Annotated in this window: 17 protein-coding genes and 1 pseudogene; 10 read left to right on the forward strand and 8 right to left on the reverse strand. The window is 66.3% G+C overall.

Features of this window, described 5'->3' with window-relative positions:
• Window positions 1-102: 102 nt before the first annotated feature.
• The 5 genes from ACIPSJ_RS27590 to ACIPSJ_RS27610 all read right to left on the reverse strand — a co-directional run bounded on the left by ACIPSJ_RS27590 (window position 103) and on the right by ACIPSJ_RS27610 (window position 5,551).
• Entirely contained in the window at window positions 103-1,776 is a 1,674-nt protein-coding gene (locus ACIPSJ_RS27590) for a LamG domain-containing protein (protein ID WP_401350008.1), read from the reverse strand.
• Window positions 1,777-2,276: 500 nt separating this feature from the next.
• A complete protein-coding gene (locus tag ACIPSJ_RS27595; RefSeq protein ID WP_401350010.1) occupies window positions 2,277-2,444 on the reverse strand; it encodes a LuxR C-terminal-related transcriptional regulator in 168 nt (55 codons plus the stop codon).
• A gap of 1 nt (window position 2,445) precedes the next feature.
• The gene (locus tag ACIPSJ_RS27600) at window positions 2,446-2,604 is read right to left on the reverse strand and encodes a hypothetical protein (protein WP_401350012.1); all 159 of its coding nucleotides are present in this window, start codon (window positions 2,602-2,604) and stop codon (window positions 2,446-2,448) included.
• 730 nt (window positions 2,605-3,334) lie between these two features.
• Complete coding sequence (locus tag ACIPSJ_RS27605; protein WP_401350015.1) at window positions 3,335-3,613, reverse strand: LacI family DNA-binding transcriptional regulator; 279 nt, start codon at window positions 3,611-3,613, stop codon at window positions 3,335-3,337.
• A gap of 177 nt (window positions 3,614-3,790) precedes the next feature.
• On the reverse strand, window positions 3,791-5,551 hold the full coding sequence (locus ACIPSJ_RS27610) for a carbohydrate-binding protein (protein ID WP_401350018.1): 1,761 nt from the start codon (window positions 5,549-5,551) through the stop codon (window positions 3,791-3,793).
• Between the two features lie 1,158 nt (window positions 5,552-6,709).
• On the opposite strand from ACIPSJ_RS27610, the gene ACIPSJ_RS27615 reads away from it, so the two are divergent.
• Genes ACIPSJ_RS27615 through ACIPSJ_RS27640 form a run of 6 tightly spaced genes read left to right on the forward strand, consistent with a single transcriptional unit; the run spans window position 6,710 to window position 14,334 of the window.
• Entirely contained in the window at window positions 6,710-8,275 is a 1,566-nt protein-coding gene (locus tag ACIPSJ_RS27615; protein ID WP_401350021.1) for an ABC transporter substrate-binding protein, read from the forward strand.
• Between the two features lie 58 nt (window positions 8,276-8,333).
• Window positions 8,334-9,275 carry an ABC transporter permease gene (locus ACIPSJ_RS27620; protein WP_401350023.1) on the forward strand — a complete coding sequence of 314 codons (942 nt, stop codon included), beginning with the start codon at window positions 8,334-8,336 and terminating at the stop codon, window positions 9,273-9,275.
• On the forward strand, window positions 9,272-11,239 hold the full coding sequence (locus ACIPSJ_RS27625) for a dipeptide/oligopeptide/nickel ABC transporter permease/ATP-binding protein (RefSeq protein WP_401350025.1): 1,968 nt from the start codon (window positions 9,272-9,274) through the stop codon (window positions 11,237-11,239). Before ACIPSJ_RS27620 ends, ACIPSJ_RS27625 begins: the two co-directional genes overlap by 4 nt.
• Entirely contained in the window at window positions 11,236-12,249 is a 1,014-nt protein-coding gene (locus tag ACIPSJ_RS27630) for an ABC transporter ATP-binding protein (protein WP_401350028.1), read from the forward strand. The genes ACIPSJ_RS27625 and ACIPSJ_RS27630 overlap by 4 nt, the downstream gene beginning before the upstream one ends.
• Window positions 12,246-13,142, forward strand: coding sequence for an alpha/beta fold hydrolase (locus ACIPSJ_RS27635; protein ID WP_401350030.1), 897 nt, complete (start codon window positions 12,246-12,248; stop codon window positions 13,140-13,142). Before ACIPSJ_RS27630 ends, ACIPSJ_RS27635 begins: the two co-directional genes overlap by 4 nt.
• Window positions 13,143-13,146: 4 nt before the next feature.
• Window positions 13,147-14,334 carry a MarR family winged helix-turn-helix transcriptional regulator gene (locus tag ACIPSJ_RS27640; RefSeq protein ID WP_401350032.1) on the forward strand — a complete coding sequence of 396 codons (1,188 nt, stop codon included), beginning with the start codon at window positions 13,147-13,149 and terminating at the stop codon, window positions 14,332-14,334.
• On the opposite strand, the gene ACIPSJ_RS27645 is transcribed toward ACIPSJ_RS27640, so the two are convergent.
• Entirely contained in the window at window positions 14,328-15,260 is a 933-nt protein-coding gene (locus tag ACIPSJ_RS27645; RefSeq protein ID WP_401350034.1) for a LysR family transcriptional regulator, read from the reverse strand. The two genes, ACIPSJ_RS27640 and ACIPSJ_RS27645, sit on opposite strands and share 7 nt — an antisense overlap.
• Window positions 15,261-15,386: 126 nt before the next feature.
• Here ACIPSJ_RS27645 and ACIPSJ_RS27650 point away from each other — a divergent pair, with 126 nt between their 5' ends.
• Window positions 15,387-16,295, forward strand: coding sequence for a LysR family transcriptional regulator (locus ACIPSJ_RS27650; RefSeq protein WP_401350037.1), 909 nt, complete (start codon window positions 15,387-15,389; stop codon window positions 16,293-16,295).
• Between the two features lie 481 nt (window positions 16,296-16,776).
• On the opposite strand, the gene ACIPSJ_RS27655 is transcribed toward ACIPSJ_RS27650, so the two are convergent.
• A complete protein-coding gene (locus tag ACIPSJ_RS27655) occupies window positions 16,777-19,245 on the reverse strand; it encodes a SpoIIE family protein phosphatase (RefSeq protein WP_401350039.1) in 2,469 nt (822 codons plus the stop codon).
• 1,116 nt (window positions 19,246-20,361) lie between these two features.
• On the opposite strand from ACIPSJ_RS27655, the gene ACIPSJ_RS27660 reads away from it, so the two are divergent.
• Together ACIPSJ_RS27660 and ACIPSJ_RS27665 are read left to right on the forward strand one after the other, a co-directional pair.
• Window positions 20,362-20,835: a MarR family winged helix-turn-helix transcriptional regulator gene (locus ACIPSJ_RS27660; protein WP_401350042.1), complete on the forward strand. Its 474-nt coding sequence runs from the start codon at window positions 20,362-20,364 to the stop codon at window positions 20,833-20,835.
• Window positions 20,832-22,256 carry an MFS transporter gene (locus tag ACIPSJ_RS27665; protein WP_401350045.1) on the forward strand — a complete coding sequence of 475 codons (1,425 nt, stop codon included), beginning with the start codon at window positions 20,832-20,834 and terminating at the stop codon, window positions 22,254-22,256. The genes ACIPSJ_RS27660 and ACIPSJ_RS27665 overlap by 4 nt, the downstream gene beginning before the upstream one ends.
• An 87-nt stretch (window positions 22,257-22,343) precedes the next feature.
• Here the strand turns inward: ACIPSJ_RS27665 and ACIPSJ_RS27670 are convergent.
• A pseudogene (locus tag ACIPSJ_RS27670) lies at window positions 22,344-23,099 on the reverse strand (aldo/keto reductase).
• Between the two features lie 89 nt (window positions 23,100-23,188).
• Here ACIPSJ_RS27670 and ACIPSJ_RS27675 point away from each other — a divergent pair.
• Complete coding sequence (locus ACIPSJ_RS27675; protein WP_401350047.1) at window positions 23,189-24,439, forward strand: IS701 family transposase; 1,251 nt, start codon at window positions 23,189-23,191, stop codon at window positions 24,437-24,439.
• Window positions 24,440-24,475: the final 36 nt, after the last annotated feature.

The following is a 24,475-nucleotide window of genomic DNA, read 5'->3' on the forward strand; positions in this document are numbered from 1 at the left end:
GTCCTGAACAGGCGAAGTCTCATCGATTGTCCTTTCCTGCACCGCTGTCAAGCGGTACGGATGGTCCTTGTCGGCATCGACCTGCGGTGGGGATGACCGGCCCTAGTTCACGGTCTGTTCGGTCGGCTCAGGGGCTGCGGTGGGCGACGTGTACGGCTTGATGGTGATCTGGTTGGGGTAGGCGGTCACCAGTGGATCCGTGGCCGAGGACGGTGCGTCGGTCTCCACCACCACCCGGTCGGACGCGCCGTCGTAGTAGACCGACACGATGTACGACGGGCTGCCGTCGTCGACGTGTTCAGGCGACAGCTGATTGAGGACTGCGGCCTGGATCTCTTTGATCTGGTCCACGGTGAACTGGGCACTCTTCTTGGCGGTCGGCTTCGGCCAGTCCGCCGGCTGCTGCCCGAAGGGGGAAGTCCAGTTCGACGGGTTGGCCACGCTGAGGTCGGTGCTGTCCGAGGGGAAGACCAGGACCGGCCCGGTGGTCGGGTCGTCGTACGTGCCCAGGGCGCAGTTGTAGTCGCGCAGGGCCTCCACCTGCTGCCACTCCAGATCCGTACGGTCGTTGTCCATGCCTTCAACCGGGGCGGCCGGGAGCACCGACACCTGGCCCGCGGTCCGGGTGTCATCGGTGCACCTGTCCGCCGGGGTGGCGTCAGGGAGGGCCTGGATCGTCACCTCGCCGGGGTAGGCCGTCTTGAGCGGATCGGTGACCGAAGTGGGAGCGTCGGTCTGCACCACGACCTTGTCGCTCGGACCGTCGTAGAAGTACTTCAGCCGGTAGGTGGTGTCGGGGACCATCGTGTCCGAGGTGGGCTGCACCTGGTTGACGACCGCATCCTCGATGTCATTGATCTGCTGCTGGGTGAACTGGCTGCGGACCAGGACATCCGGCTGGGGCCACTCGGTGGGCACCACCCCGTAGTCCGAGGTCCATCCCGTGGGGGCCACCAGGCAGTCGCTGCAGTACTTGTCGGCTGGGTAGTCCGCAGGGACGATCATCCATGCCCCGGTGCCCCCGGTGATCCCGGTGTCCGCCTGCCACATGGCCAGGACGCCGTTGTTGTCAGCCAGGGCCTGCAGCTGCGCCCACTGCACGTCACGCCAGTTGGCTCGCTCGGCCACCTCGTTCGCGGCCAGGGCCCGGTTGTAGATGCGGAAGTCGCGCATCCGGCCCTTGAAGTAAAGGTCGCTGGAGTACAGCGACCGGCCGATGTAGTCGGCGGTCGTGGTTCCGCTGCCGATCGAGCCCGGGGTGATGGTGACGGAGGTGCTGCGGGCCTTCTCCACGCCGTTCTCGTACAGGATGCCGGTACTGCCGGTCTGGGTGTACGTGACGTGCTTCCACATGCCGCGCGCCAGCTGGTATGAGGTGGACGGCCGAGTCTGCTGCTCCGCATGGAAGTCGCTTTGGGTGACGCCGGTGCGAAACTGGTTGCCGGTGGAGAACAGGTAGCCGTTGCCGTTGCCGTTGCTGGAGTTGCCCAGGCCATACAGGAAGTACGGCTTGCCCATGGTCGGGTCGATCCACACATCGAAGTCGACGGTGATCGAGCTGAGCCCGGACATGAGGTTGTCGGGCATCTTGATGTAGGTGTTGGAGCCGTTGAATGTCAGCCCCTCGTTGCCGCCCCAGCTGACGGTGCCGTTGACAGTGCCGTCGCGGTGGTTGCCGGAGGAGTCATAGGCCACGTTGCCGCCGAACTCGTTCAGCGGGTAGTCCAGGATCAGGCCGTTGGTGACGTCAGCCTGGGCCGGCACGGTGGCGGTCAACGCCAGTCCACCGGCCGTTGCCACCACCGACAGAGCGGCGGCAACGCCGGCGACAACGCGCCGCCTGCGTGACGAGCCGCCCGACCGCGCCGGGCTGGGAGCGGCCGAGGCGGTCGGCGAGGCCAGGCCACGCCCGAGGACGGTCCGTATGCGCGCACGCACGGCCTGGGCCGCGTTTCTTCTTCGCATGCTTTCCTCCCACAGAGGAACTTCCACACCGGTGCACAGCCGGGTGGTCCGACGTCCTGGGACGTCCGTGCCGCCGCGCGTGAGGTGCTGCGGCTTCGGGCGGCCATGCTGGAGTCCGGGATTGTGCGCACCTGACTCCAGGCATGTTCCGGCTCAATACCTGGGCAGTGGCTGAGGCCTGGGCTGTGCGAAGTGTCCGAGGGCGTCGGAGCGGATATCGATGCAAGGAGGATCGCTGGCGACGGCTGCCTGCGCGATACGCATTTCTACCCAAGGAGCGGGACGCTGGGCTGTGGGTATCGGGCTATCACTCAGTGGGTACTGAGTTCGCCGCACCACCACGAAGCGATCTGGGCGCGGCAGCCGAAGCTGGGTTTGGCGAGGATGTTCTCGATGTGCCGGTCGGCAGTACGTGGCGAGAGCCTGAGTGCGGAGGCGATCTGCCGGTTGCTCAGGCCCTTGGCCACCAGTGCCGCCACCTCAGGCTCCCAAGACGCCAGCGGGCCCGGAGCAGCGGACGGCGAGGCAGCGGACGGTCTCCGGCGCGACGGCCAGATCGACGGCCATGGTGGTGACCTTGACCCGTCCCTGGTGACGGGCGAGCGCGAGAATCCGGCTCTGACGCTCTTCGGCGTTCATCGCGCTCGCCTCGCCTCGCCTTCCGTTCCGGTCCGGGCGCGGCGCGCCCGGACTTGTCGGATATTTATATCAATCGCCATTTCATGCAAAGCGGCCCGCGATAGGCAGAAATCGCCCGATAATGCCTGATGGGATTACGTGAATCCGCAGGGCAAGGCGATGCCGCGCGTTTTGGTCCATTTGTCGTTGCCTGTATGGACTACCCGTAGCGCCCGGTTCGGGCCGACGGTGGACTGTGACCGACCTCATCACCGTTCACGCCTTTCCGGCCTGGGAAGGCTGGGGTCGGCGCGCTGGATGACGTCGAGGCGGATGCCGGGTGAGTCGGTGCGGCTGCCGGAGGGGTGCAGGTAGCTGGTCTTGGCGAGGCGGACGGTGAAGGCCAGGCGCAGGCCCCGGCGTGCGGCTTCGGCGATCAGGGGGCGCAGGCGGGAGGAGCCGGAAGCGATGCGTCACCGCCGCCGTCCACCAGTGGCTGGTCGAGACCGGCCGGATCCACCCCGACGCACAGATCGTCCACCTCGAAGTCCGCACCTGGCGGCCCACCTCGCGCTACTGAGGCCTCAACACGTCTCAGCTCGCGCCGCTCTTGAGGGCTCGGTCACCGCCACCTTTGGCCGGGCAGGGACATCTGGGCGCCGGGCGCCCAGCCTGTGCAGCGGATGTGCCTTCGTGCGGGCGCTGAGCCCCCGGGTGGCTCCGCCGTGCTGTCATCGGCGTCTACCTGGTCCTAGCCGCCCTGGGGGTGCCGGGCGGCCCCTTTTTGGGCAGCCTGTGCTCGGTTCCTCGGTCTTGACCGGGTAGGCGCTGGGTCCCCAGGCTTCGGATGCCCGGTCAGGCGCCGCGTTTGCTCAGGTAGGCACGGACGCGCGATCTTCGCCAGCGTCGCGGGCTGCATGCCCGGGTCTTGCCGCAGATGACGCGACATGGTCTGGTGCGAAACACCGGTCAGCCGGGCCACCTCATGGATCGTCGACGGCTTGTTAGCCGTCCCCGGTGACTTCGGCATCTGGGTCCATCTTTGCTGGCGCCCGCCCTTGGGGGGGGGGGCTTACTGCGCCGACGGCCTTGGCGGTCGTTCAGCGGCGCGATCGTCGATGATTCATCAGTGTGTCTTGCCCGCCATCCCCAGGAGCGTGGATCGTGATGGGCAAGGAGTCGGGGAGACAGCCTCCTACCCCCCCGGTCAGAGTTTCTTGAGTTGGAACTTGTCGACGACGATCCAGTAGGCGCTGGACGAGGGGTTCTTCGCGACACTGCGCAGTTCCAGGACGTTGCTCCCGGCGACGAGGGGAATGTTCCCGAAGCCGGCCCTGTAGTACAGGAACGACCCGTACTCGTCCCGAGGCTCACCGTAGGCCGTTCCGTTAACGTACAACTGGAAGATTCCGCGGTTGGCCTCCTTCTTGAGAATCGCGTCCACGTTGTACACGCCGGTACTTGGCACGTTGATGGTGTACTTCGCGAACTGGCCTGGCGCTGTCGCGTCCAGGGACGTCGACGCGCCGCCGCTGGCCTGTGACTCGGTGAAGGTCCGGTACGTGACGCCGTCGGTCGAGGTGACGGGGAGCGATTCGGCCTCGTAACTGTATGTCGGCGCGGCCGAGGTGGCCGAGGAGAGAGAGATCCGGTAGGCGCCGTACCCGGCCAGGCTAGGCAAATCCACCGAGAGGGCGCTGTCCTTGACGGTGTAGTCAGCGTCGATCACCTGGGCTGGCGCGGTCAGCGTCGCTGAGTTCGAAACCGCCTCGGCGGTGAGATGGATCTTGCCGCCCCGCGTCAGGTACGAAGCCGAGTCCAGGTTGTTCAGACTGAGCGTGATCTTCTTGGAGGCAGAGTCCTGATTGCCCACGAGGAAGGTCGCGCGACGCGTCGCCGGGTCGGACGAGCCGAAGGCTTCGAGCCCCGCAGCGGAGATGACGCCCACGAGGTCGCCGGTCATCTCCTTGTAGGCGTTGTAGTTCCACCACACGCCCCGGGGCAGAGTCGCCTCCGCTGTGGTCGCATTACCCAGCGTGGCGACGAAGCTGGAGTCGCTGCCCACCCACTCCCATGCCGAGTACAGTCCGAACGCAAGACCGTTGGACCGGGCGCGTTCCATCCGTGCGAGCCAGGAGACGTTCTGTCCCACGTTGTAGGCGTTGGAGTCGCCGTAGCCGGTGCCCTGGTACTCGGTGATGGCGATGGGCATCGGGGCGATGCCGTTGTCGGACATCCACGTCCTGATCTGCGCGGTGTGCGCCTCGACGTCGGCGGGAGCGGAGGTGAGTTCGTGCCAGGACAGTATGTCGGGCAGACAACCGTTGGTCTTGCAGTAGGTGAGGAAGGCTGTGAGCCGGGAGTAACTGTAGCTGGACAGCTCGGGCCCCTGGATCCGCTGGCTGCTGTTGATGGCCTTCATTGTGTCGTGGGCGACGTCGAAGGTCTTCAGGAAACGGGTGTAGGGACGGGCGGTAGTGTTCCACTGCAGGTCAGGCTCATTCCAGGGGATCCACGAATAGACGTCGTAGCCGTTTGCCCCGGCCTCGTTGTGGACGCCGGTCACGATGTCCTGCCAGGTCGCCCAGTCACCGTCGTCCCCGGGCCAGTAGCCGTGGTGGGGGTTGGAGCTGTCGGCTGTGTAGTAGTAGAGGCCCACCATCGTCTTGGCCCCGGTTGTCGCCACGCGAGCTTGGGTGGCCGAGTCGAAGAGACTTGGCAGGTTGGGATGGTGATCTGCTCCGCGTACGGCGGTCACGTGGACGTCGTCCACGAGGTACTGGGCGGGGGAGTCGGCGCTGATGCCGTGCAGGAATCCGCTGGCGACGCGGTCCGAGGGGCCGCTGTCCACGGAGAAGTCGACGGTGACTGTAGCGGCTGCTGCTGCGGCGGAGCCGGCCGGAGCGAAAACGCACATGGTGCCCGCCAGACAGGCCGCGAGGAGAGCGGTGAGCCTTCTTGCCTTCAACGGGAATCTCCTTTGAAACCCGGGATGCTTGAGGGAACAGCACCGGAAGGTGGGGTTGCGCGATCGGGACGCGCGGGCGTGGCCGGCCCGTCTCCTTTCATTCGTCATGGACGTCGCTGAACAGTGGCAGAGTCCATACGCGCCTGGAGCCGGGCCGCAAGGAATCGCGAGATACGGCCGATGTGCCCTGACGGGCTGATGCCCGACGTGCTTGATACGGCCGCCGCGTACCAGTGAGGCGAGGTGTGCGTTATGGAGAAACCGCAGCATGCCGGACAAGCGGAGCGACCGTGAGCCGACAAGGCGCAGGACGTGCAGTTGGCCGACGTGGTGGAGTGCCCCAAGCCGAATCCAAGGGGTGTCATGTCAACTGCCCACACGGCAAGAGTGATCTCTGCGAGGGTCTTGAGCCGTAGTGACCTGGCGGCTCATCAGACCGCAGGTGTTGTTGGCAAAGCTCCTGGCTCAGTGAAGTGATGAAAGATCAGTGATCGATCACTTCTGGAAGTTTGATGGCCGAGCCTGAAGGTGTCAAGGTGTCAGGAAGCCCCGCCTGGAAAGCGATTGCTCACTGCTCGGGGGAGCGTGACCCGTTGCCTGTGACTGCTCTTGAGCGCGGGGCAGGCCTTCACGCAAGTCTCCCTGGTGAACGGGTAGTTCGACCGGGGGGGCGCACAAGGTCCTTGAACCCGGAACCCCGCGCCGCGCTCGGAGAAAGATATAGGGGCGCCCCTCCGGCATGTCGTTCCCACTTGCGGCACAGAATGTTCAGATCATCCGCATTTGCACTGTATATAGCTGATTTGTGAATATCGTCGCTTCTGATGCTGGGATCCGCGCGCCGCGGTGGACGGAAGAACTGATCGACAGCAACGGTTCGGAGGCGAGAGGGGAAGTGCCGTGTTGGCGTCATGTGCATGACGCATGTGATTGCGGTTGCCCCTCCCGGCTTCAGCATGAGTGCCATCGCGCCAATCGATTGTGCCTCCCTGCCCCGCTCAAATAGCTGGTCAGAGCCTTGCCGGTACGGCGAAGCGGAGTATCAGATCCGTTGATAACTTGTATGGCGAGGCTTTATTTCAGTCGCGTTAACACCTGGTGCTTCACTCGCAGCACGCCCTCGGTGGGCAAGGGGCATTCAGCAACAAGGAGGTCGCGGTGGCGCTCGGCGAGAAGTTCATCGGTGTCCGTCGTCCATCTACCGGATGGATGCGCGCGTGGAGTGCTGTGGCGGTGTCGGCGGCCATGTTCGCAACTACTACCTCGTGCTCCGGCTCCCCGAACGCAGGTGCAGCCAACAACGCGAGCGCCGGCACGCTCAACCTGCACTATTCGGCACCGCCCGGCACCCTCGACCCTTGGGCCCAGGGCCCACTGCTCCTCCAGCAGGCCATGTACGACACGCTCACCCATGTCGACAAGCAGGGCAACGCCACGCCCTGGCTCGCCACCTCCTGGAAGTTCACCGATCCCACCACGTTCGAAATGAAGCTGCGTACCGGCATCGCGTTCACGGACGGCACGGCGTTCGACGCGGACGCGGTCGTGGCCAACCTGGAATACGGCAAGAAGAACGCGACCAACGGCTCCAAGTCGGTGCTGGCGGGCGTCAAGACAGTGACCGCAGTGGACGCGACCACCGTGCGTATCACCCTGGCATCGGCCAACCCCGATCTGCCGGTCGCCTTCGCCACCGGATCCGCCGGCTACATGGTCAGCCCCAAGGCACTGCAGAAGCCCGCGTCCCTACGGCTCGCATCGGACGGCACAGGCCCCTACCAGTTGGACACGACCAGGACAGTGGCCGGACAGAAGTACGTCCTCAAGCGCAACCCCGACTACTGGTCGCCTAAGACTTATCCCTTCTCCCAGGTCACGATGAAGATCGTTACCGACCCGACGGCCCAAGCCAACGCGGTGCGCAGCGGCACCATCGACGTGCTGTCCGTCAGCCCGGCAACGAGCACCTCGGGCCTCACCGTGCAGAAGGGCGCCGCATCCCTCGGACAGGGCATCGCCCTCATGGACGTCGAAGGAAAGATCAACAAAGCACTCGGAGACGTCCGGGTCCGCAGGGCGCTCAACTATGCGATCGACCGGCAGACACTGATCAAGACCGTGCTCGGCGGAGACGCGGAGCTCAACCCCTCCGTCCCGGCGAACTCCTCCAGCGCAGGGTGGACGAAACAACTGGCCAGCACCTACACGTACGACCCGGCGAAGGCGCGCAAGCTCCTGCAGGAGGCGGGCTACGGCTCCGGCTTCGACCTGAAGGTGCTCAGCACCCCGGCGGCGGACGGTCTGGTGCAGGCCATCGCCGGATATCTGCGCAAGGTCGGCGTGAAGGTCACGATCGAGGACCACACCAGTGATCTGCTCCAGCAGGCGACGAGCGGCAAGTGGGCCGCGGGTAACACCAACCTGTCCGTCTCCGGCAACACCTTCACCGACGTCACTCTGTCGATGACTCCGGGTGCCTTCTTCAACTTCCAGCACGTGAACGACCCCAAGATCACCGCGCTGCTCGCCGAGGCGGCCTCGGCCACCACCGAAGCTGCCAGGAACTCCGCCTACCATCAGCTGCTCGACTACGCGGCGGGTCAGGCCTGGTACATCATCCCGGGGCTGCTCCAGAGCCGGACCGCCTACAACCCCAAGAAGGTCAAACTCACCAACGGCCGCACACAGACCCTCGCCCTGTACGACATCCAGCCCGTCGGCTGACGACACGGTGCCAACGTACCGCAGCCCATCCCGCGCAGCCGGACCACGGAGTAAGACCATGTGGAGCTTTCTTTCCAAACGCCTCGGCATCGCAGTCCCGACCGTCCTGGTCGTCGCCACGATCAGCTTCTTCCTGGTCCAGTTGGTGCCCGGCGACCCCGCCACCCTGGTCCTCGGGCAGCAGGCGGACGCCGCCCAGCGCGCCGCGATGGACCACGAACTTGGTCTCGACCAGCCGCTCGTAACGCAGTACCTGTCCTGGCTGGGCCAGGCCGTCAGAGGGGACTTCGGAACCTCCTTCGTCACCGGCCAGCCGGTCTCCCAGACTCTTGCCCAGGCTGTCCCGGTCACCTTGTCCCTTGCAGTGCTGGCAACCCTCCTTGCGGTCACCGTAGGCACTGGCCTGGGGCTGCTGGCAGCAGTGCGGCGCGGGCGGACCGACCGGGTGGTGTACGCCGTGTGCACGTGCGTCATGGCCGTGCCCGCCTACTGGCTCGCCGCCGTACTGGTGCTGCTGCTCGCGATACGGATACGACTGTTTCCCACCGGGGAGTACGTGGAGTTCACCCAGTCGCCGGGGGAGTGGATCGCACACCTCGTGCTGCCGGTGCTGGCACTCGGGGTTCCCTCCGTCGCCCGGATTGCTTTCCAGTCCCGGGCCGCCGTCATCGACGTACTGGGGCAGCCCTTCGTCCGAACCCTCCAGGCCGTCGGCGTGCCGCGACGGCGCATCCTGGTGCGGCACGTACTGCGCAACGCGGCCGTTCCGGTTGTCACGGTGACTGGGCTGACCTTCCTGTTCCTGCTCGGAGGTGTGGTGATCATCGAGGCGGTGTTCAATCTGCCGGGACTCGGTACGGTCATGCTCCAAGCGGTCAACAACCATGACCTCACCGTCGTTCAAGGCGCCGTGGTGTACTTCAGCCTCCTGGTGACCGGGGTGAACCTGGCGGCTGATCTGGCAGCGGGCGCCCTCAACCCCCGGGCGCGTACCGCATGAGCCGCCACACAAAGAACCCGACCCGGGCCGCGCTCACCGAGGCAGTGCGCCGCCCCCTCGTTGTCGCTGCCCTTGCCTGGATGGCGCTGGTCATCACCGCGAGCCTGCTCGCATCGGTGCTCGCTCCGTACGACCCACTGGCACAAGACCTGTCCGCTGCCCTGCAGGGCCCATCCGGCGCGCATATCCTCGGAACCGACGAACTCGGCCGCGATCTGCTCTCACGCCTGCTGCACGGCGGAGGGGCCCTGCTCGCCGCTGCTCTGCTACCTGTTACCGTCGCCTGCGTTCTCGGCGTGGTCTTCGGGCTACTTGCGGGCTACCTGGCCGGTCTGCCCGACCTCCTCATCACCTTCGTGACGAACGTGCTGTTCTCCGTGCCGTCCCTCGTGGTGATACTCGCCGTCGCGATCGTCTCAGGCGACAGCCTGTGGGCCCTGACCCTGACCTTGGGCGTGCTGCTCAGCGGCGGCCTGGTCCGCCTGGTGCGGGCCGGCACCAGGACCACCCGCGATCTGCTGTACGTGGACGCGGCCCGGGTCGCCGCTGTTCCCCGTTGGCGCATCCTCGCCAGGCACATCCTGCCGAGCGTGCTCGCCGCCCTGACCGTCGAGGCGTTCCTGCTGTATGGGGGAGCGTTCCTCTTCCTGACCTCGCTCTCCTTCCTGGGCATCGGTTACTCGCCGGAGTCACCCAGCTGGGGCCAGATGATCAACGACTCGGCCCAGCACATCCAGGACGCACCGTGGATGATGGTCCCGTCAGGCCTGGCTGTCGTCCTCACCCTGCTGGCGCTCAACTTCCTGGGCTCCGCGCTGGTGGACACGCTGCCGCGCGCTCAGCGAGGCAGCCTCCTCGTGCAGCGCACCAACGCCGGCCCTTCTGGGATCCCCGGCACAGAAGAGAAGTACGCCACGGACCCGAAGCCGGTCCTCCTTTCCACGGCTCCCGACATCACCGAAGAGGTGTTGTTGCGGGTAGACGGGCTCACCGTGGCATTCCCGGATCCAGACGCCCCGGACGGAAAGCCGCTGACGGTTGTGGACGGGATCGATCTGACCGTGCGGCGCGGTGAGATCGTTGCCCTGGTGGGTGAGTCCGGCTGCGGCAAGACGATGACCGCGCTGGCCCTGACACGGCTCACTCCACCGCCCGGCCGGATCAGCAAGGGCCGGATCCTTCTCGACGGTGAGGACCTCGTGACGATGGACGAGCGGTCCGTCGCGCGGTTGCGAGGTGGCCGCATCGGCTACATCTCCCAGGAGCCCATGGCGGCACTCGACCCCTGCTTCACCATCGGATCCCTGCTGTGCGAACCGCTCCGACTGCACCAGGGAACGACCCGAGAGCAGGCACGAACCCGCGCCGCCGAACTGCTCCGCATGGTCGGCATCCACGAGCCTGAAGCGGTGCTCCGCCACCATCCGCATGAGTTGTCGGGCGGCATGGCTCAACGGGTGTGCATCGCCTTGGCCCTGACGGGCGAACCCGACCTGCTCATCGCTGACGAGCCGACCACCGCGCTCGACGTCACCGTCCAGGCCGAGATCCTCGACCTGCTGAGCTCCCTGCGCGACCGGCTCGGCATGGCTGTCGTCCTTGTCACCCACGACCTGGGCGTGGTCGCCGACCTGTGCGACCGAGCGGTGGTGATGTACGCGGGCCAAGTGGTCGAGGAAGGAGCCGTGGAGCAGGTCCTGGCCTCGCCGGCCCACCCCTACACGAAGGCCCTGCACGCGGCATCAGCCGAGCAAGCGATCCCTGGCGTCCCGCTCAGCACCGTCCCAGGGACGGTGCCGTCCCCGGGGGAGTGGACCGACGGATGCCGCTTTGCCGGCCGCTGCCCGTACGTGGCCGACGCCTGCGAGGAACACCCGCCGCACCTGCTGGACCGGCCGGATGAACGCCAGGTGCGTTGTATCCGTGTCGCCGAGCTCCCTCTGACGGAAAGGGTTCACCAGTGACCAGCCTGCTGAGCCTCGACGCCCTAGACGTGACCTTCACCCGCCGCGGCCGCAGCAAAATGCCGGTGCGCGCAGTCGATCGTGTGAGCTTCGACGTAACGGAGGGCGAGACGGTCGGCCTCATCGGCGAATCCGGATCCGGAAAGACCACGATAGGCCGGGCCGTTCTGGGTCTGACTCCCGTCACAGGCGGTCACATCACTTTCCGCGGCGAGGACATCACCACCCTGCGCGCTGAGCGGCGATCACGCTTCGCAGGCTCGCTCCAGGCCGTATTCCAAGATCCCTACGGCTCGCTCAACCCGGCGCGGGCCGTAGGCCGCAGCCTCCTCGAACCGCTGGAGGCACATGCCGGACGCCGGAGTGCCGATCTGTCGGCCGAGATCACCCGCATGCTTGACGAGGTTTCCCTTCCAGCGGAAGCCGCGGACCGCTACCCGCACGCCTTCTCCGGCGGACAGCGCCAACGCCTGGGCATCGCACGCGCCTTCGCTCCCACGCCACAACTGGTTGTGTGTGACGAGGCGACCAGCGCCCTGGACGTGGTCACGCAAGCGCAGATACTGGGCCTGCTGCAGCGCCTGGGCACCGAGACCGGCGTGGCCATGCTGTTCATTACCCATAACCTCCCGCTCGTCGCCTACCTCGCCCAGCGCGTCGTCGTCCTGTATCGAGGACGGGTCATGGAGCGCGGCCCCGCACGCGACATCCACGAGCACCCGCTCCACCCATACACCAAGGCCCTCACTCTGGCCGTGCCCAGCTCGAACCCCGCCGTGCAGCGCGCCCGCCGTGCCGAACGGGCCGAGGCGGTCAGCGTAAACAGCGCAAACGCCACCGCCCCCCCGGCACAAGGCTGCCCGTTCGCACCGCGCTGTCCCAAGGCCGCGGACACGTGCGTGACCAGCCGCCCCGCCGACACCCCGGTGGGCAACCGGGTGATTGCATGCCACCTGTTCGATTCCCGGTCCGGCCATCCACAGGCCCCCGCTGCGAAGGGAACCACATGAGCGCCACCCCCCACATCACAGCCCGACACATTGAAGAAGCCGGTCGCACCGGGCATCTTGCCTGGAGCCGCTGGGAGCCGGTACCGGCGCAAGGCGATGATGGCACCAGCCCCCTGCCTACGGTGCTCCTGCACGGAGCATCGTCGTCCCGCCGTTCGTGGCTCAGCCTGATGCCCGCCCTGACCGGGCGACTCGTTGTCGCAGTCGACGTACGCGGCCATGGCGACTCCGCATTCCCGGACGGCCCGCTCGACCGGGCCGACGTATCCCTGGACATCGCCGCGGTGCTCGACGACCTGGACCTTGCCCGGACGGCCGTCATCGGCGGCTCGCTGGGCGCCGCCCTCGCGGTGAATCTCTCCGTACAGCGCCCCGACCTAGTCGCCGGACTGATCCTGGAGGACCCACCCCTGCGGGCCGGCACCGAACCAGCCTCCTACCTTCAGGAGATGCGCGAGAACCTCAGCCGTGCGGCGGCTCTCACCCCGGCGCAACTGCGCGACGAGGTCCGCCAAACGATGCCGGGGGCGAGCGAAGAGGAAATACGGATTGTCGCCGAGGACCGGGCGAAGTTCGACCCGCGCTTCGTTGACTACGGACTGGACTGGTTCGTCCGCCCCTGGCGGGAAATCTTTGCCGAGGCAGCCTTCCCCATCACCGTGCTTGCCGGCGACCCGGAGCGGGGCTCTGTCGTCTCCCCCCAGGAAGAAATGGAGTGCGTGCGTCTACTGGGCCGGGCCAATGTATGCCGCATCTCCGGAGCCGGGCACAGCATCCGCAAAGATGCTCCCACAGCGTACGCGCAGGCCATCACTGCCGCACTCGACGGCATCGATGCGACGATACGCAGCGGCTCCGCCGTGATCGGCAACCCGCGGCCCGACAAGGCCTGATTCCGTGCCGGACATCCGCAACCGCGGCGGCCTGCTCTATCTGATCAAGCAGCTGGAGCTCGGCGTACGCCACCAGCTCGACAGGCTGCTGCGGGAGCATGCCCTGACCGTCCCCCAGTACACACTGCTCAGCGTTCTGCACTCAGCCCCTGGGCTGTCGTCGGCGGAACTGGCCCGACGTTCGTTTGTGACGGCACAGTCCGCCCACAAACTCGTGCGCACCCTCGAGCACAGGGGATTGATCGCGCGGGTGCCGCACCCTGGCAACCGCAGGGTGTTGCGCACCTATCTCACAGCGTCAGGCCGTGCGCTCTTGAAGCGCTGTGACGTGCGAGCACGAAGCATCGAGGAGGGCCTCCTCGCCCGGCTGCCTTCCGCAGAGGCGAGCGAGCTGCGGACCACCCTCCAGTGCTGCATCCGCGCCCTCCACGACCCTTCCCCACCTTTCCAAAGCCTCATCCGCGACGAGACAGACAAGGAACCCCTCATGACCCAGACACTCGACACCACCGGCGTCGGCGCCCCCAAGCGGCTCGAACATCAGGCATTCAAAGCCTTCGCCGCCCGCGAGGTGGAGAACGTCATGAACCGGTACGAGTACATGATGTCCCATGACCAGTTCGGGTATGTCTACGACAACCTCTTCGCCACCGACGCGCCCGACGTGCGTGTCGAGCTGCCGTTCGGCCGCTGGGAGGGGCCCGAGTCGGTGCGCCGATGCATCGTCGGCTACCACTCCTATCTGTGCCTGGACGACCAGGGACGCCCCCGCCCCGGTGTGCTCTTCTACAACGCCAACACCCAGCCGATCATCGAGGTGGCGGACGACCTAAAAACCGCGAAGGGCCTGTGGATCTGCCCCGGTTACAGCGCCAAGGACCAGCCGGACGGCACCTTCACCGCCGGCGCCGGCACCGCGGTGCGCGCCTGCGACTTCCTCTACGACGAGGAGCAGGGCCGCTGGAAGATCTGGCACTACATCGTCACCGGACTGACCTCGCATCCGTACGATGTGAGCTTCGTCGACAACAAGGTGAACGTGCAGAGCTCGGCCGCACGGGTCTTTCCCGAGGGCACCGAACCGGACGGCGAGCCGCAGTACTCATGGATGTATTCCACAGAGGCACGGGTTGAATACTTCCCGCTACTGCCAGAGCACTACCGCACCTTCGCCGAGACACACAGCTACTGATCACGGCTCCACCCGGGCTGCTGTTCCGCGAGGCCCTCTCCGACCTCGCGGAGCACTCGGGTAAGCCAGCGGTGGCCACTGTCCACCTCGTGCTCCGGGTGCCACCAAGCAGCCTCGATCAACTCAGCGCGAGGGAAGGGCGGCTCGTGCACGGTTACCCGGGCCGATGCGGCGACCCGGAGAGCCAGCCGTTCGGGCACCACGGCGATCATCTGGGTGCCATGCAGAGCGAACAGTGTCGGCAGCCATCCCGAGACCGTGACCTGCGCACTGCGGCGCACGCCGAGCTGGTCCAGGAGCCGGTCGGACGGAGTGCCCTGCTGCGGGCCACCGACGACCGCCACCGCATGGCGCAGCTGTGACAGGTCAGCCAGGGTCGGTGACCGCCCCACCAGCGCGGGGTTCGCCGGGTCGGCCACGCATACAAGCCGGTCCCTGAAGAGTTCCACGGACGCTCCGGGGAAGCCGAAACCGCGCGGGCCGACCAGTACGTCTGTCTCCAGCAGAGCCTGCTCCGCGGTGGCGCGTGGGGGCAATGGACCGAACTCGATGCGTACCCCCGGCGCCAGAGCCCGCACCTGGCGCAGTAGGGGCCGTTGGAGCACAGTGACTGCGTAGTCCGACAGAGCGATACGGAACACCCTGCTGCTGTCCTCGGGGGTGAAATCGGGGGAGGGGGACAGCGCGAGTTCCAGATTGCGTACGGTTGTGCGAAGCCCGGGGAGGATCGTGCGGGCGAAAGGGGTGAGCCGATATTCGCGGCCGATCCGGACCAGCAGTTCGTCCCGGTAGTGCCTGCGCAGACGCTGCAGGGAGGCGCTCATCGCGGGCTGCCCCGTGCCTAGCCGGGCCGCAGCACGGGTCACATTGCTTTCCTCCAGCAGCGCCTGAAGCGCCACGAGAAGATTCAGGTCGAGGTTGGCCACGGTGAGGACACAGTCACTTTCCAGGGATTCTGCTGAGCCACGACGCATGCAATCATCGCTGCTCAGAGCATGCAAGACTCCGCGTGCGAGAACGCCGGGCAGTGCTGTGGCCGAGGAGGGAGACGTGTGACCCGCTCAGGAAGCCCCGACCTGAACCTCCTCGTCTCACTTGAGGCACTGCTGGAGGAACGCAACCTTACTCACGCCGGACACCGACTCAACACCAGCCAGCCTGCCATGAGTGAGACCTTGGCGCGCCTGCGCAGACACTACGACGACGAGCTTCTGCATCGCGTCGGACGAACGTACGAACTGACGCCGTTCGCCAGCCGTCTGCTGCCCCAGGTTCGCGCCGCCGTGGCAGCGGCCAGACGGTTCACCGGTAGCGTGGTCGACTTCGACCCTACTAAGAGCACACGCGCATTCTCGGTGGTGTCCTCCGACTACGCGCTGGCCGTCCTGGTCGAGCCGCTGCTCAAATGCCTGGCTGTGGTTGCACCGAGCATTCGCGTGGACTTCGAACCCCTGCCGTACCAGTTCGGCGACACAGGCCACCGGGTGGTCGACCGGGACGTGATGGTGGCGCCCGTCGAGATCGGGGTACCTGGTCTGCACCGCATACTGTTCTCCGACCGTTTCGTATGCATCGTTGACCGCAACAACCCAAGACTGCGCGACGGCAGGCTGAACAGACAGGATCTGGAGGAATTGCCGCACGCAGTGGCGAACATCAAGGACCAGATGGGGGAGCCGCGCAGTCGAGTGTTGACGGAGCTCGGTCTCGACTGCACGATCGACGTCGTGTGCCACAGCCACTTGCCGCTGCCGTTCGTAGTCAGCGGCACAGATTTGCTTGCTTTCGTACCCGAGCGCCTCACCCGACATTGCGATCCGGAGCTCAACCTGGTTGTCGCCGATGTCCCGCTTCCCGAGATCACCTTCATCGAAGCCGCCCACTGGCACCCCCACCACCTCAATGATCCCGGGTTGCGCTGGCTGATCAGCCTGCTGGTGGAGGTGGCGGGGGAACTGTGATGGTCTCTGATCCACGAAGGACGATTGCTGGCCTAGAATGTGCCCTGCGTAGTTGGCCCCACCAAGGTGCCCTCAGCCGTGAACATTCGGACACAGCTTCCGCCGCGTCTAGCTGTGCCGCCCGATGCGCGGCTATGCGCAGAACTCGCAAAGCGTGCTAGCGCCGACCGCGCCGAAGAATGCTCCTACGGCTCCGCCCAGTCCGGCGGCGACGTCACCGCCGCCGTCTAAGTCACTGACGCACGTTACAGAAGGCGCACAGGAGTGCCCACCGTCCTGGTGCAGATGACACGTCAAGGTGTGGCCACACCCGCACCAGTCATATGCGTCCGACATGCATCCCGCAGGCGCCGGCCAACCCGCTTGACCTCAAACGCCATGGGGTATCTGATCCGGTGGCCGAGGATGCGCCTGCTGGCTGGCAGGCCGCGCACCATTGGCAGGGATATACAGCTGTTTTTCGGCCCGACAACCGGCTGACTCAGGGGCCGCTGGCAGACGCGAGTGTTTGTGCTCCCTGGGGAACGAAAGACTGTTCGGCCCAGATGATTTTGCCGCTGGCAGTGTAGCGAGTGCCCCAGCGGTGGGCGAGTTGAGCGACGAGGAACAGGCCGCGCCCTCCCTCGTCGGTACTGGCCGCGCGACGCAGGTGGGGTGCAGTGGAGCTGCAGTCGAAGATCTCGCAGATCAACGCGCGGTCGCGGATCAGCCGCAGGTGGATGGGCGGTGTCGCGTAGCGGAGAGCATTGGTGACCAGTTCGCTGACGATCAGTTCGGTGGCGAAGGCGAGATGGTCCAGGTTCCAGTGAGTCAGTTGCTGGGTCACAGCCGCACGCAGATCGGAGACTGCTGCTGGGTCCGGAGACAGGTCCCAACGGGCTATATGCTCGGCGTCTAGAGTACGGGTGCGTGCGACCAGCAGGGCGATGTCGTCCAGGGGTCTGGCGGGCTGTAGGGCGCCCATGAGCGCCTGGCAAGTCTGCTCTGGATGGTCGTGCGGCTCGGCGAGGACCTTCCGCATTCGTTCCAGTCCGGTGCCGATGTCACGGTGTCGATCTTCGATGAGTCCGTCGGTGTACAAGATCAACTGGCTACCTTCGGGTAGCTCCAGGTCCACGGTCTCGACGGGCTGGCCGCCCAGACCCAAGGGCAGTCCAGCGGGAAGATCGGGAAACGTGACCGTCCCATCTGGAAGGACGAGGGCCGGTGGCGGGTGGCCGGCTCGGGCCAGGGTGCAATTCCGGGTGGTCGGGTCATAGACCGCATACAGGCAGCTGCCGCCAACCATCTCGGTCTCGCCAGCTTCTTCCGTCTGATCATTGAGGCGAGCGACAAGGCCGTCAAGGTGGGTGAGCACCTCGTCGACGGGCAGATCGAGATCGGAAAAATTGCGGACAGCGGTGCGCAGGCGACCCATGGTCGCCGAGGCGTGCAAACCGTGGCCGACTACGTCGCCGACCACCAGCGCCACTCGAGCGCCTGACAGAGGAATAGCGTCGAACCAGTCCCCGCCGATGTCCGCCTGCGCAGGCAGGTAGCGGAACGCGACGTCCACCGCGTTCTGCTCGGGCAAAGCCCGGGGCAGCAGGGCCCGTTGCAGAGCGAGGGCGGCGTTACGCTCGCGTGTGAAGCGACGGGCATTGTCTATACAGACGGCCGCGCGGGCGACGAATTCCTCCGCGAGTTTGAGGTCGTCGTCACTGAAGGGCTCAGTTGTGGCATGCCGGAAGAAATGGCTGGTACCCAAGGTGATGCCTCGGGCGCGGATTGGCACAACCATTGAACTGTGTGTCACTGCCACGTGTGTTCCCGTGACGTCGACGCGAGCCCATCCCTTCCTGTCCTTTGGATTCATCCGGGAAAGAAGCTGGGGCGTGCCGCTGATCAGGCTACGGATCGGCGGCGACCATGTGTGGTAGGTGACGAGTGCCCCGGTCTCGGTCGCTGCCTCCGGTACGCCCTGGTGGATGGATTGCATTCCCGTTCGGGACAAGGTGAGGTCATCGGTCTCGGACAGGAGCCCGGGAGCGGGCTCCCATCCGTCGACCACGCCCTGCACCAGGTCGACTGTCACGAAGTCGGCGAGCTCAGGTACGGCCACGTCAGCGAGGTCCTGCGCTGTCTGTGACACATCCAGCGTGCGGCCGATGTAGGAACTTGCCCGCTCCAGCAGAGCCAAGCGTTGCCGGGCCCGGTACCGATCGGTGATGTCTACCACCGTGTAGAGCACACCTACCGGGCGCCCGGCCGCGTCCTCCAGGCGAGTGAACGACATTCTGTATGCGCGGTCCCGGTCGGGGCTCGACCGGGGGCGGGACAGCTGCTCGAAATCGGTTACCGACTCACCGGTATCCAGCACCAGGCGCATCTGCTCTTCGATCGCCTTAGCCTTCGCGCCGGGCTGGACCTCTCCCAGGCGCCGTCCGAGACGCTCGTCCAGCGAAACGCCGCCGAGCCGTTCCAGCGCGGGATTCGACCACAGGAACCGCAGGTCGGTGTCCAACACCGCCATCGAGACGTCGGACTGCGTGACCATGCACTCAAGTACCGCGCGATCCATCGCCCAGTTCAGAGCACCGCTAGCGTCGTCGGCGAGCATGAGCCATCCCTTCCGGCCCTGATCGGCGGTGGTGGGGACGATCCGGGTTCCCACTGTGACGGCTCGGCCGTCCCGGTGCCGTACCGCAACCGTGCCGACCCATCCGTCCTCTTCGCGGCACCGCTCGGCGAGAACGGTCAGTCGCCGGGCGTCCTCGGGGGCAAGCAGTGACGCCGCTGCGCGGCCGATAACGTCCGCTGCCGGATATCCGAGCAGCCGCTCGGCTTCCAGGGTCCAGCCCACGACAGTGCCCTGCTCGTCGAGAAGCGCAGAGGCGGTGTCCACGACATCAATCGAGGTCTGCCGTCGGGATAGATCCACAGCGAGCCATTCCTCTCCGCCAATACCCACCCGCTCTATATTACTCTCACCTATCCTGCAGAAAGATCTATCTGACCCCAAGGTGAGCTGCCGCCCGGTGGGTGGACCGCGACGCGTACGTGGCGTGCATGCCCGCCGAGATAGCGGCGCGTTTCCCGCATCGCAACGGGTGAGGCGTTCAAGTCTCAAGGCGCATGTTTTGACGGGCTGCGGGATTTCTTTTGGAGGGTATCCGCGAAGTGCTCATTCCGCCCCGATGGGCAAATGGGAACAAAACGAAATATGTGCTGGTGGAGTGGTCTATGCGCAGAGGAAATTGACTTCCTCCCCGGGCAGATGGTGGCCTCGATCCCGGCGGCCCACTCCCCGTCCGTCATGTCCTTCGGGTAGCACGTCTGCTGTGTCCGGCCATCGGCACGCAAGCAAGACTGCTGCATCAGGGCCTCCTGCTGCTCGGTGATTCGACACCAACGAGCTGTTCAGGAGGCCCTGTCCATATGTGTGCAGCGCCCCCGCGACCGGCCGATCGGGACTCCCGTTCGACGCGCATCTCTCAAGATTGAAAAGACAACAGCTTCCGAGGAAGCCGCCGAGCGGTCCGGAGCGGCGCAGCCGGAGAGGCGGCGACCCCTGGCGCTGCTCTCGGTGATGCTGGAGGGTGGAGTCGGTTGACGGGGAGCTGGGTTGCCAAGGCCGGACAGTCTGAGGCGGCCTTCGGAGGTGCTGCCCGGCCCGCGATGCAGAAGTTCAGCGTGTGTGGCCAGCAGGGTGTGGGCAGGTCGAGCGCCTGACGGGTCAGCTCCCGGCGGCCGACTCCGACGGGCTCAAGGCGTTCATGCCGTCGTGGCGGACCTGGACACCGTGTCCCGCCATACCCCCGCCCGCCTGCTGGCCGCCGTCGGGCGCGCACTCACCCGGCTCCCCGAGGGGCCCACGCCGTGCAACTGACCGACGAACAGGGTCGGAGAGTTACCAAAGTCTCCGGCGATGACGAGCGGTTGAGGGGTCAACTGGACGACGTCCAGATCGAGCGACGCCGCACCCCCCGAGACGGGTCGAGTCGAGCCCTTCTGCTGCATCTGGACGGGATGTGTCTTGTGGCGGTTATCCCATGACGGAAACGGTTAACTAAGCTAAGCTTAGTGTATGGCTCTAGTAGCCGCGCCGCAGCCCCCCGCTGCGATCGACCGGTCGGCTGTAGACCTCCGTCTGAGCGTCATGCGGCTCGCCCGTCGCCTACGTATCCAGAGGGTGCCGGGCGCCCTCAACCTCGCCTGCCTTTCGGCACTCGGTCACCTCGACCGTGAAGGCCCGGCCACTACGACCGCCTTGGCAGCAGTGGACCGCATCACGCCGCAGTCGATGACGCGGTCGGTGGCCGAGCTGGTTGAGCGTGGGCTGGTCGAACGAGCCCCGGATCCCGCTGACCGGCGGCAGACCTTGCTGAAGATCACGCTATCTGGACGGGAGTTCATCGAGCGGGACCGGCAGCTCCGGGATGCCTGGCTGACACAGGCGATGGGCGAGCAACTCACCGATGTCGAAAGGGACCTGCTGCTGCTGGCGGGGCGTCTGCTGGACCGGCTGGCGGATTCCCCGATAAAGGAAGAGGTGTCGTGAGCGGTGCCGGCTCCGGGGCGAGCCGTCGGGAGAATATACGAAGTAATGCTGAGTATATATCTGATCTGCGGCCCCAGCTTTCCAAGAAGGTAGTGGCCCCAGTCGCCTTCGGGGCCATCCTGCAGCCGCTCAACTCCTCGATGATCGCGGTGGCCTTGGTAGGTATCCGATCCCACTTCCATGCCGCAGCCTCCGCTACCTGGCTGGTCTCCGGGTTGTACCTGGCCGCGGCGGTGGCTGCCCCTGCTATGGGGCGCCTCGCAGACCTGCTGGGACCACGCCGGGTGTCACTGGGCGGCTTCGCACTGGTGGGAGTGGCCTCCGCAGTAGCACCGTTCGCACCATCCATCGGCGTCCTGGTGGCCTGCCGCGTACTGATCGGCGTGGGCACCGCGGCGCAGTACCCCTGCGGTGTAGCGATGATCCGCCGGGCGGCCGACGAGACACGCGCCGCCCCCCACAACGCCCTCGCGACCCTCGCCGTATGCGCACAGGTGATGGTGGCGCTCGGCCCGGCGCTCGGTGGGCTGTTGGTTGGACTCCTTGGCTGGGGCGGAATCTTCTGGATCAATATCCCGCTGGTCGCTAGCGCGGCTGTGGCCATCACCGTTTGGGGGCCCGCCGATGCTGGTCATGCACAGGATCGACGCGGGGGCCAGTTCGATCTGCCAGGCATGGCCCTGTTCGTGCTCGCGGTGGGATCGCTGATGTGCTGGCTGCTGTCGTTGTCGCAGACCCCGCAGTGGTGGTGGATCGCCGCGATGGTGCCCGCATTCGGAGCGCTGATCGCTTGGTCGGCGCGTACTCGTGAACCGTTCCTGAATGTCCGGCTGCTCCGCAACAGGCTCCTCTCTGTCACCTACCTCCGCACGATCGGTGTCTACACCGCTTTCTACGGCATCTTCTACGGCCTGCCCCAGTGGTTGGAGGAGTCACGTGGCCTCGGCCCCACCGACGCCGGCCTGGTCGTACTTCCCATTGCCGTGTTCGGTGTCTTCTCGACCGTGCTCGCTACCCGGATGCAACGCCGTCTTGGAATCCGCGCCCCGTTCCTGGTGGGCACGGCGGCACTGCTGGTTGGCGGGCTGCTGCTGACCCTACCGACGGCCGATACCCCGGTGCCGCTGCTGCTGGTGGTCTGCGCCGTGCTGGGCCTACCCAACGGCTTCAACAACATGTCCAACCAGAACGCCGTGTATGCCGCTGCCCCCGCAGACCGCGTGGGAGCTGCATCCGGCCTGTACCGGACCTCGCAGTACGTGGGGGCAAACCTGGCCGCTGCCGTGCTCGCCCTGCTGGTGGGCACTCATACCGATGACGTCGGATTGCATCAACTGGGCCTAGTGGTGGCCCTGATCAGTGCCGTGCTGCTGGTCACGGCTGTGCCGATGCGCTGCTTGCGACGCGCGACGCCCCACTGATCCGGTCGGCTGACTATGTGCCTTGAGGAAGCTTGCACTGGGTGGCGACGACGACGCCATCGAGTCACCTGAAGAGGATGGCGGGGTTCACCCATTGACGAGACCCATGTGCCGTTCGTTGTAGCGGGCCCCGTGCACGCCGATGCGCGTTGCCACGGCGTTGAAGTCGGCTACCTCATCAGCCGACAGCACCACCTCGATCGCTGCCGAGTTCTCCTCCACTCGCTCGATCCGGCGCGTGCCGGGGATGGGCGCGATCCAAGGCTGCTGGGCGAGGAGCCAGGCCAGGGGTGGCCTTCTTGCTCTGGGTGAGCTCGACGATGTGGTCGAGCAGTGCCTGGTCCGCGGCGAGGTTGGCGTTGCTGAAGCGCGGAATCGTGGCGCGGATGTCTACGTCCGCGAAGGCGGTCGCTGGGTCGACCGTGCCCGTGAGGAAGTCCTTGCCCAGCGGGCTGAACGGTACGAATCCGATGCCCAGTTCGGCCGGCGCAGGCAGGACCTCGGGCTCGGGATTGCGGGTCCACAGGGAGTACTCGCTCTGCACGGCGGTCACGGGGTGGACCGCGTGGGCGCGGCGGATGGTGGCCGCCGACACCTCGGACAGCCCGAAGTGCCGCACCTTGCCGGCCTTGACGAGGTCGCCGACAGCGCCTGCCACCTCCTCGATCGGCACCTGGGGTCCACGCGATGCTGGTAGAAGAGGTCGATCGTGTCGGTACGTAGGCGTCGCAGGGAGGCGTCGGCCACGCGCCGGATCTGTTCTGGGCGGCTGTCGAGGCCGGCCAAGTGCCCGTCCTCGATACGCCAGCCGAACTTGGTGGCGATCACCACCTGGTCGCGCACGGGCGCTAGTAGGGCTTGGTCATCTTCACTCGTGAGTGGCGTGTCCGCTTGCTCGTGGGTGTTGTTGAGCTGGTGTGACTCCTGAGGAGATGACCGAAGTCCGGGAGGACTTGGAGGCTTTCGCGGCGGGGTTGTTCGACGGGTTCTTCCGTGCGGATCAGCGGCGCTGGGGGCAGGCGTATGTGCGCGGGCTGCTGCTGGACGGCAGACGCAAGTCGGTGGAGCCGATGGCGGCTCGCCTGGGCGAGGACGGCAACCGTCAGGCGCTGGCCCACTTCATCACTTCCAGCCCGTGGGATCCGGCGCATGTACGGGCCCGGCTGGCCTGGCGGATGCACGAGACGATCGGCCCGGAAGCGCTGATCATCGACGACACTGGCTTCCTCAAGGACGGGGACGCCTCGGCGGGTGTGTCGCGGCAGTACACCGGCACCGCGGGCAAGGTAACCATCTGCCAGGTGGGCGTCTCGCTGCACCTGGCCCGCGATCATGCCTCGGCCGCGGTGAACTGGCGGCTGTTCCTGCCGGCTTCCTGGGATCCGGCCTCCGCGGTGGCGGATGCGGACAAGGTCGCCCGCCGCACCCGCTGCGGGATTCCTGCCCAGGTGGGGCATGTGGAGAAGTGGCAGCTGGCCTTGGACATGATCGACGAGACACGGTCGTGGGGCATCGATGTCCCCTTGGTGGTCGCGGACGCCGGCTATGGCGATGCCGCCGCCTTCCGCCTCGGCCTGGAGGAACGAGACCTGCCCTATGCGGTCGGTGTCTCCGGCCGGCGCACCGCGCATCCGGCCGACGCCCGGCCCGTCCAGCCGGCTTGTGCGGGCACCGGCCGGCCACCGAAAGTGCAGTATCCCGAGCCTGCGCGGACGATGAAGGACTTGGCCGTCGCAGCAGGGAAGGCGGCCGCACGGCCGGTGTCCTGGCGGGAAGTATCACGCCCGGGCAAGGGCCGCAGTGGCTTCAAGCGCATGTACTCGCGCTTCGTCGCCCTCAGAGTCCGCCCGGCCGGACGCGGCATCCGCAAGGTTGCCGGTGATCCGGAGCTGCCCGAGCGGTGGCTGTTGGCCGAGTGGCCGTCCGGCGAGACCGAACCGGTGCAGTTCTGGCTGTCGAACCTGCCCTCCGGGATGCCCCTGGCGACTTTGGTGCGGCTGGCCAAACTCCGCTGGCGCATCGAGCACGACTACCGCGAGATGAAACAGGCCCTGGGCCTGGCCCACTTCGAGGGCCGCACCTGGGGCGGCTGGCACCACCACGTCCCCCTCGTCTCCGCCGCCCACGCCTTCTGCACCCTGCAACGACTGACGCGAAACCCAAAAGACACAGCGCCGGTCTGAGCCTCTACCAGGTCGTCCGCTACCTGCAGACAATCC

The sequence above is a fragment of the Streptomyces sp. NPDC090088 genome (genome assembly GCF_044747345.1).
Lineage (GTDB): Bacteria > Actinomycetota > Actinomycetes > Streptomycetales > Streptomycetaceae > Streptomyces.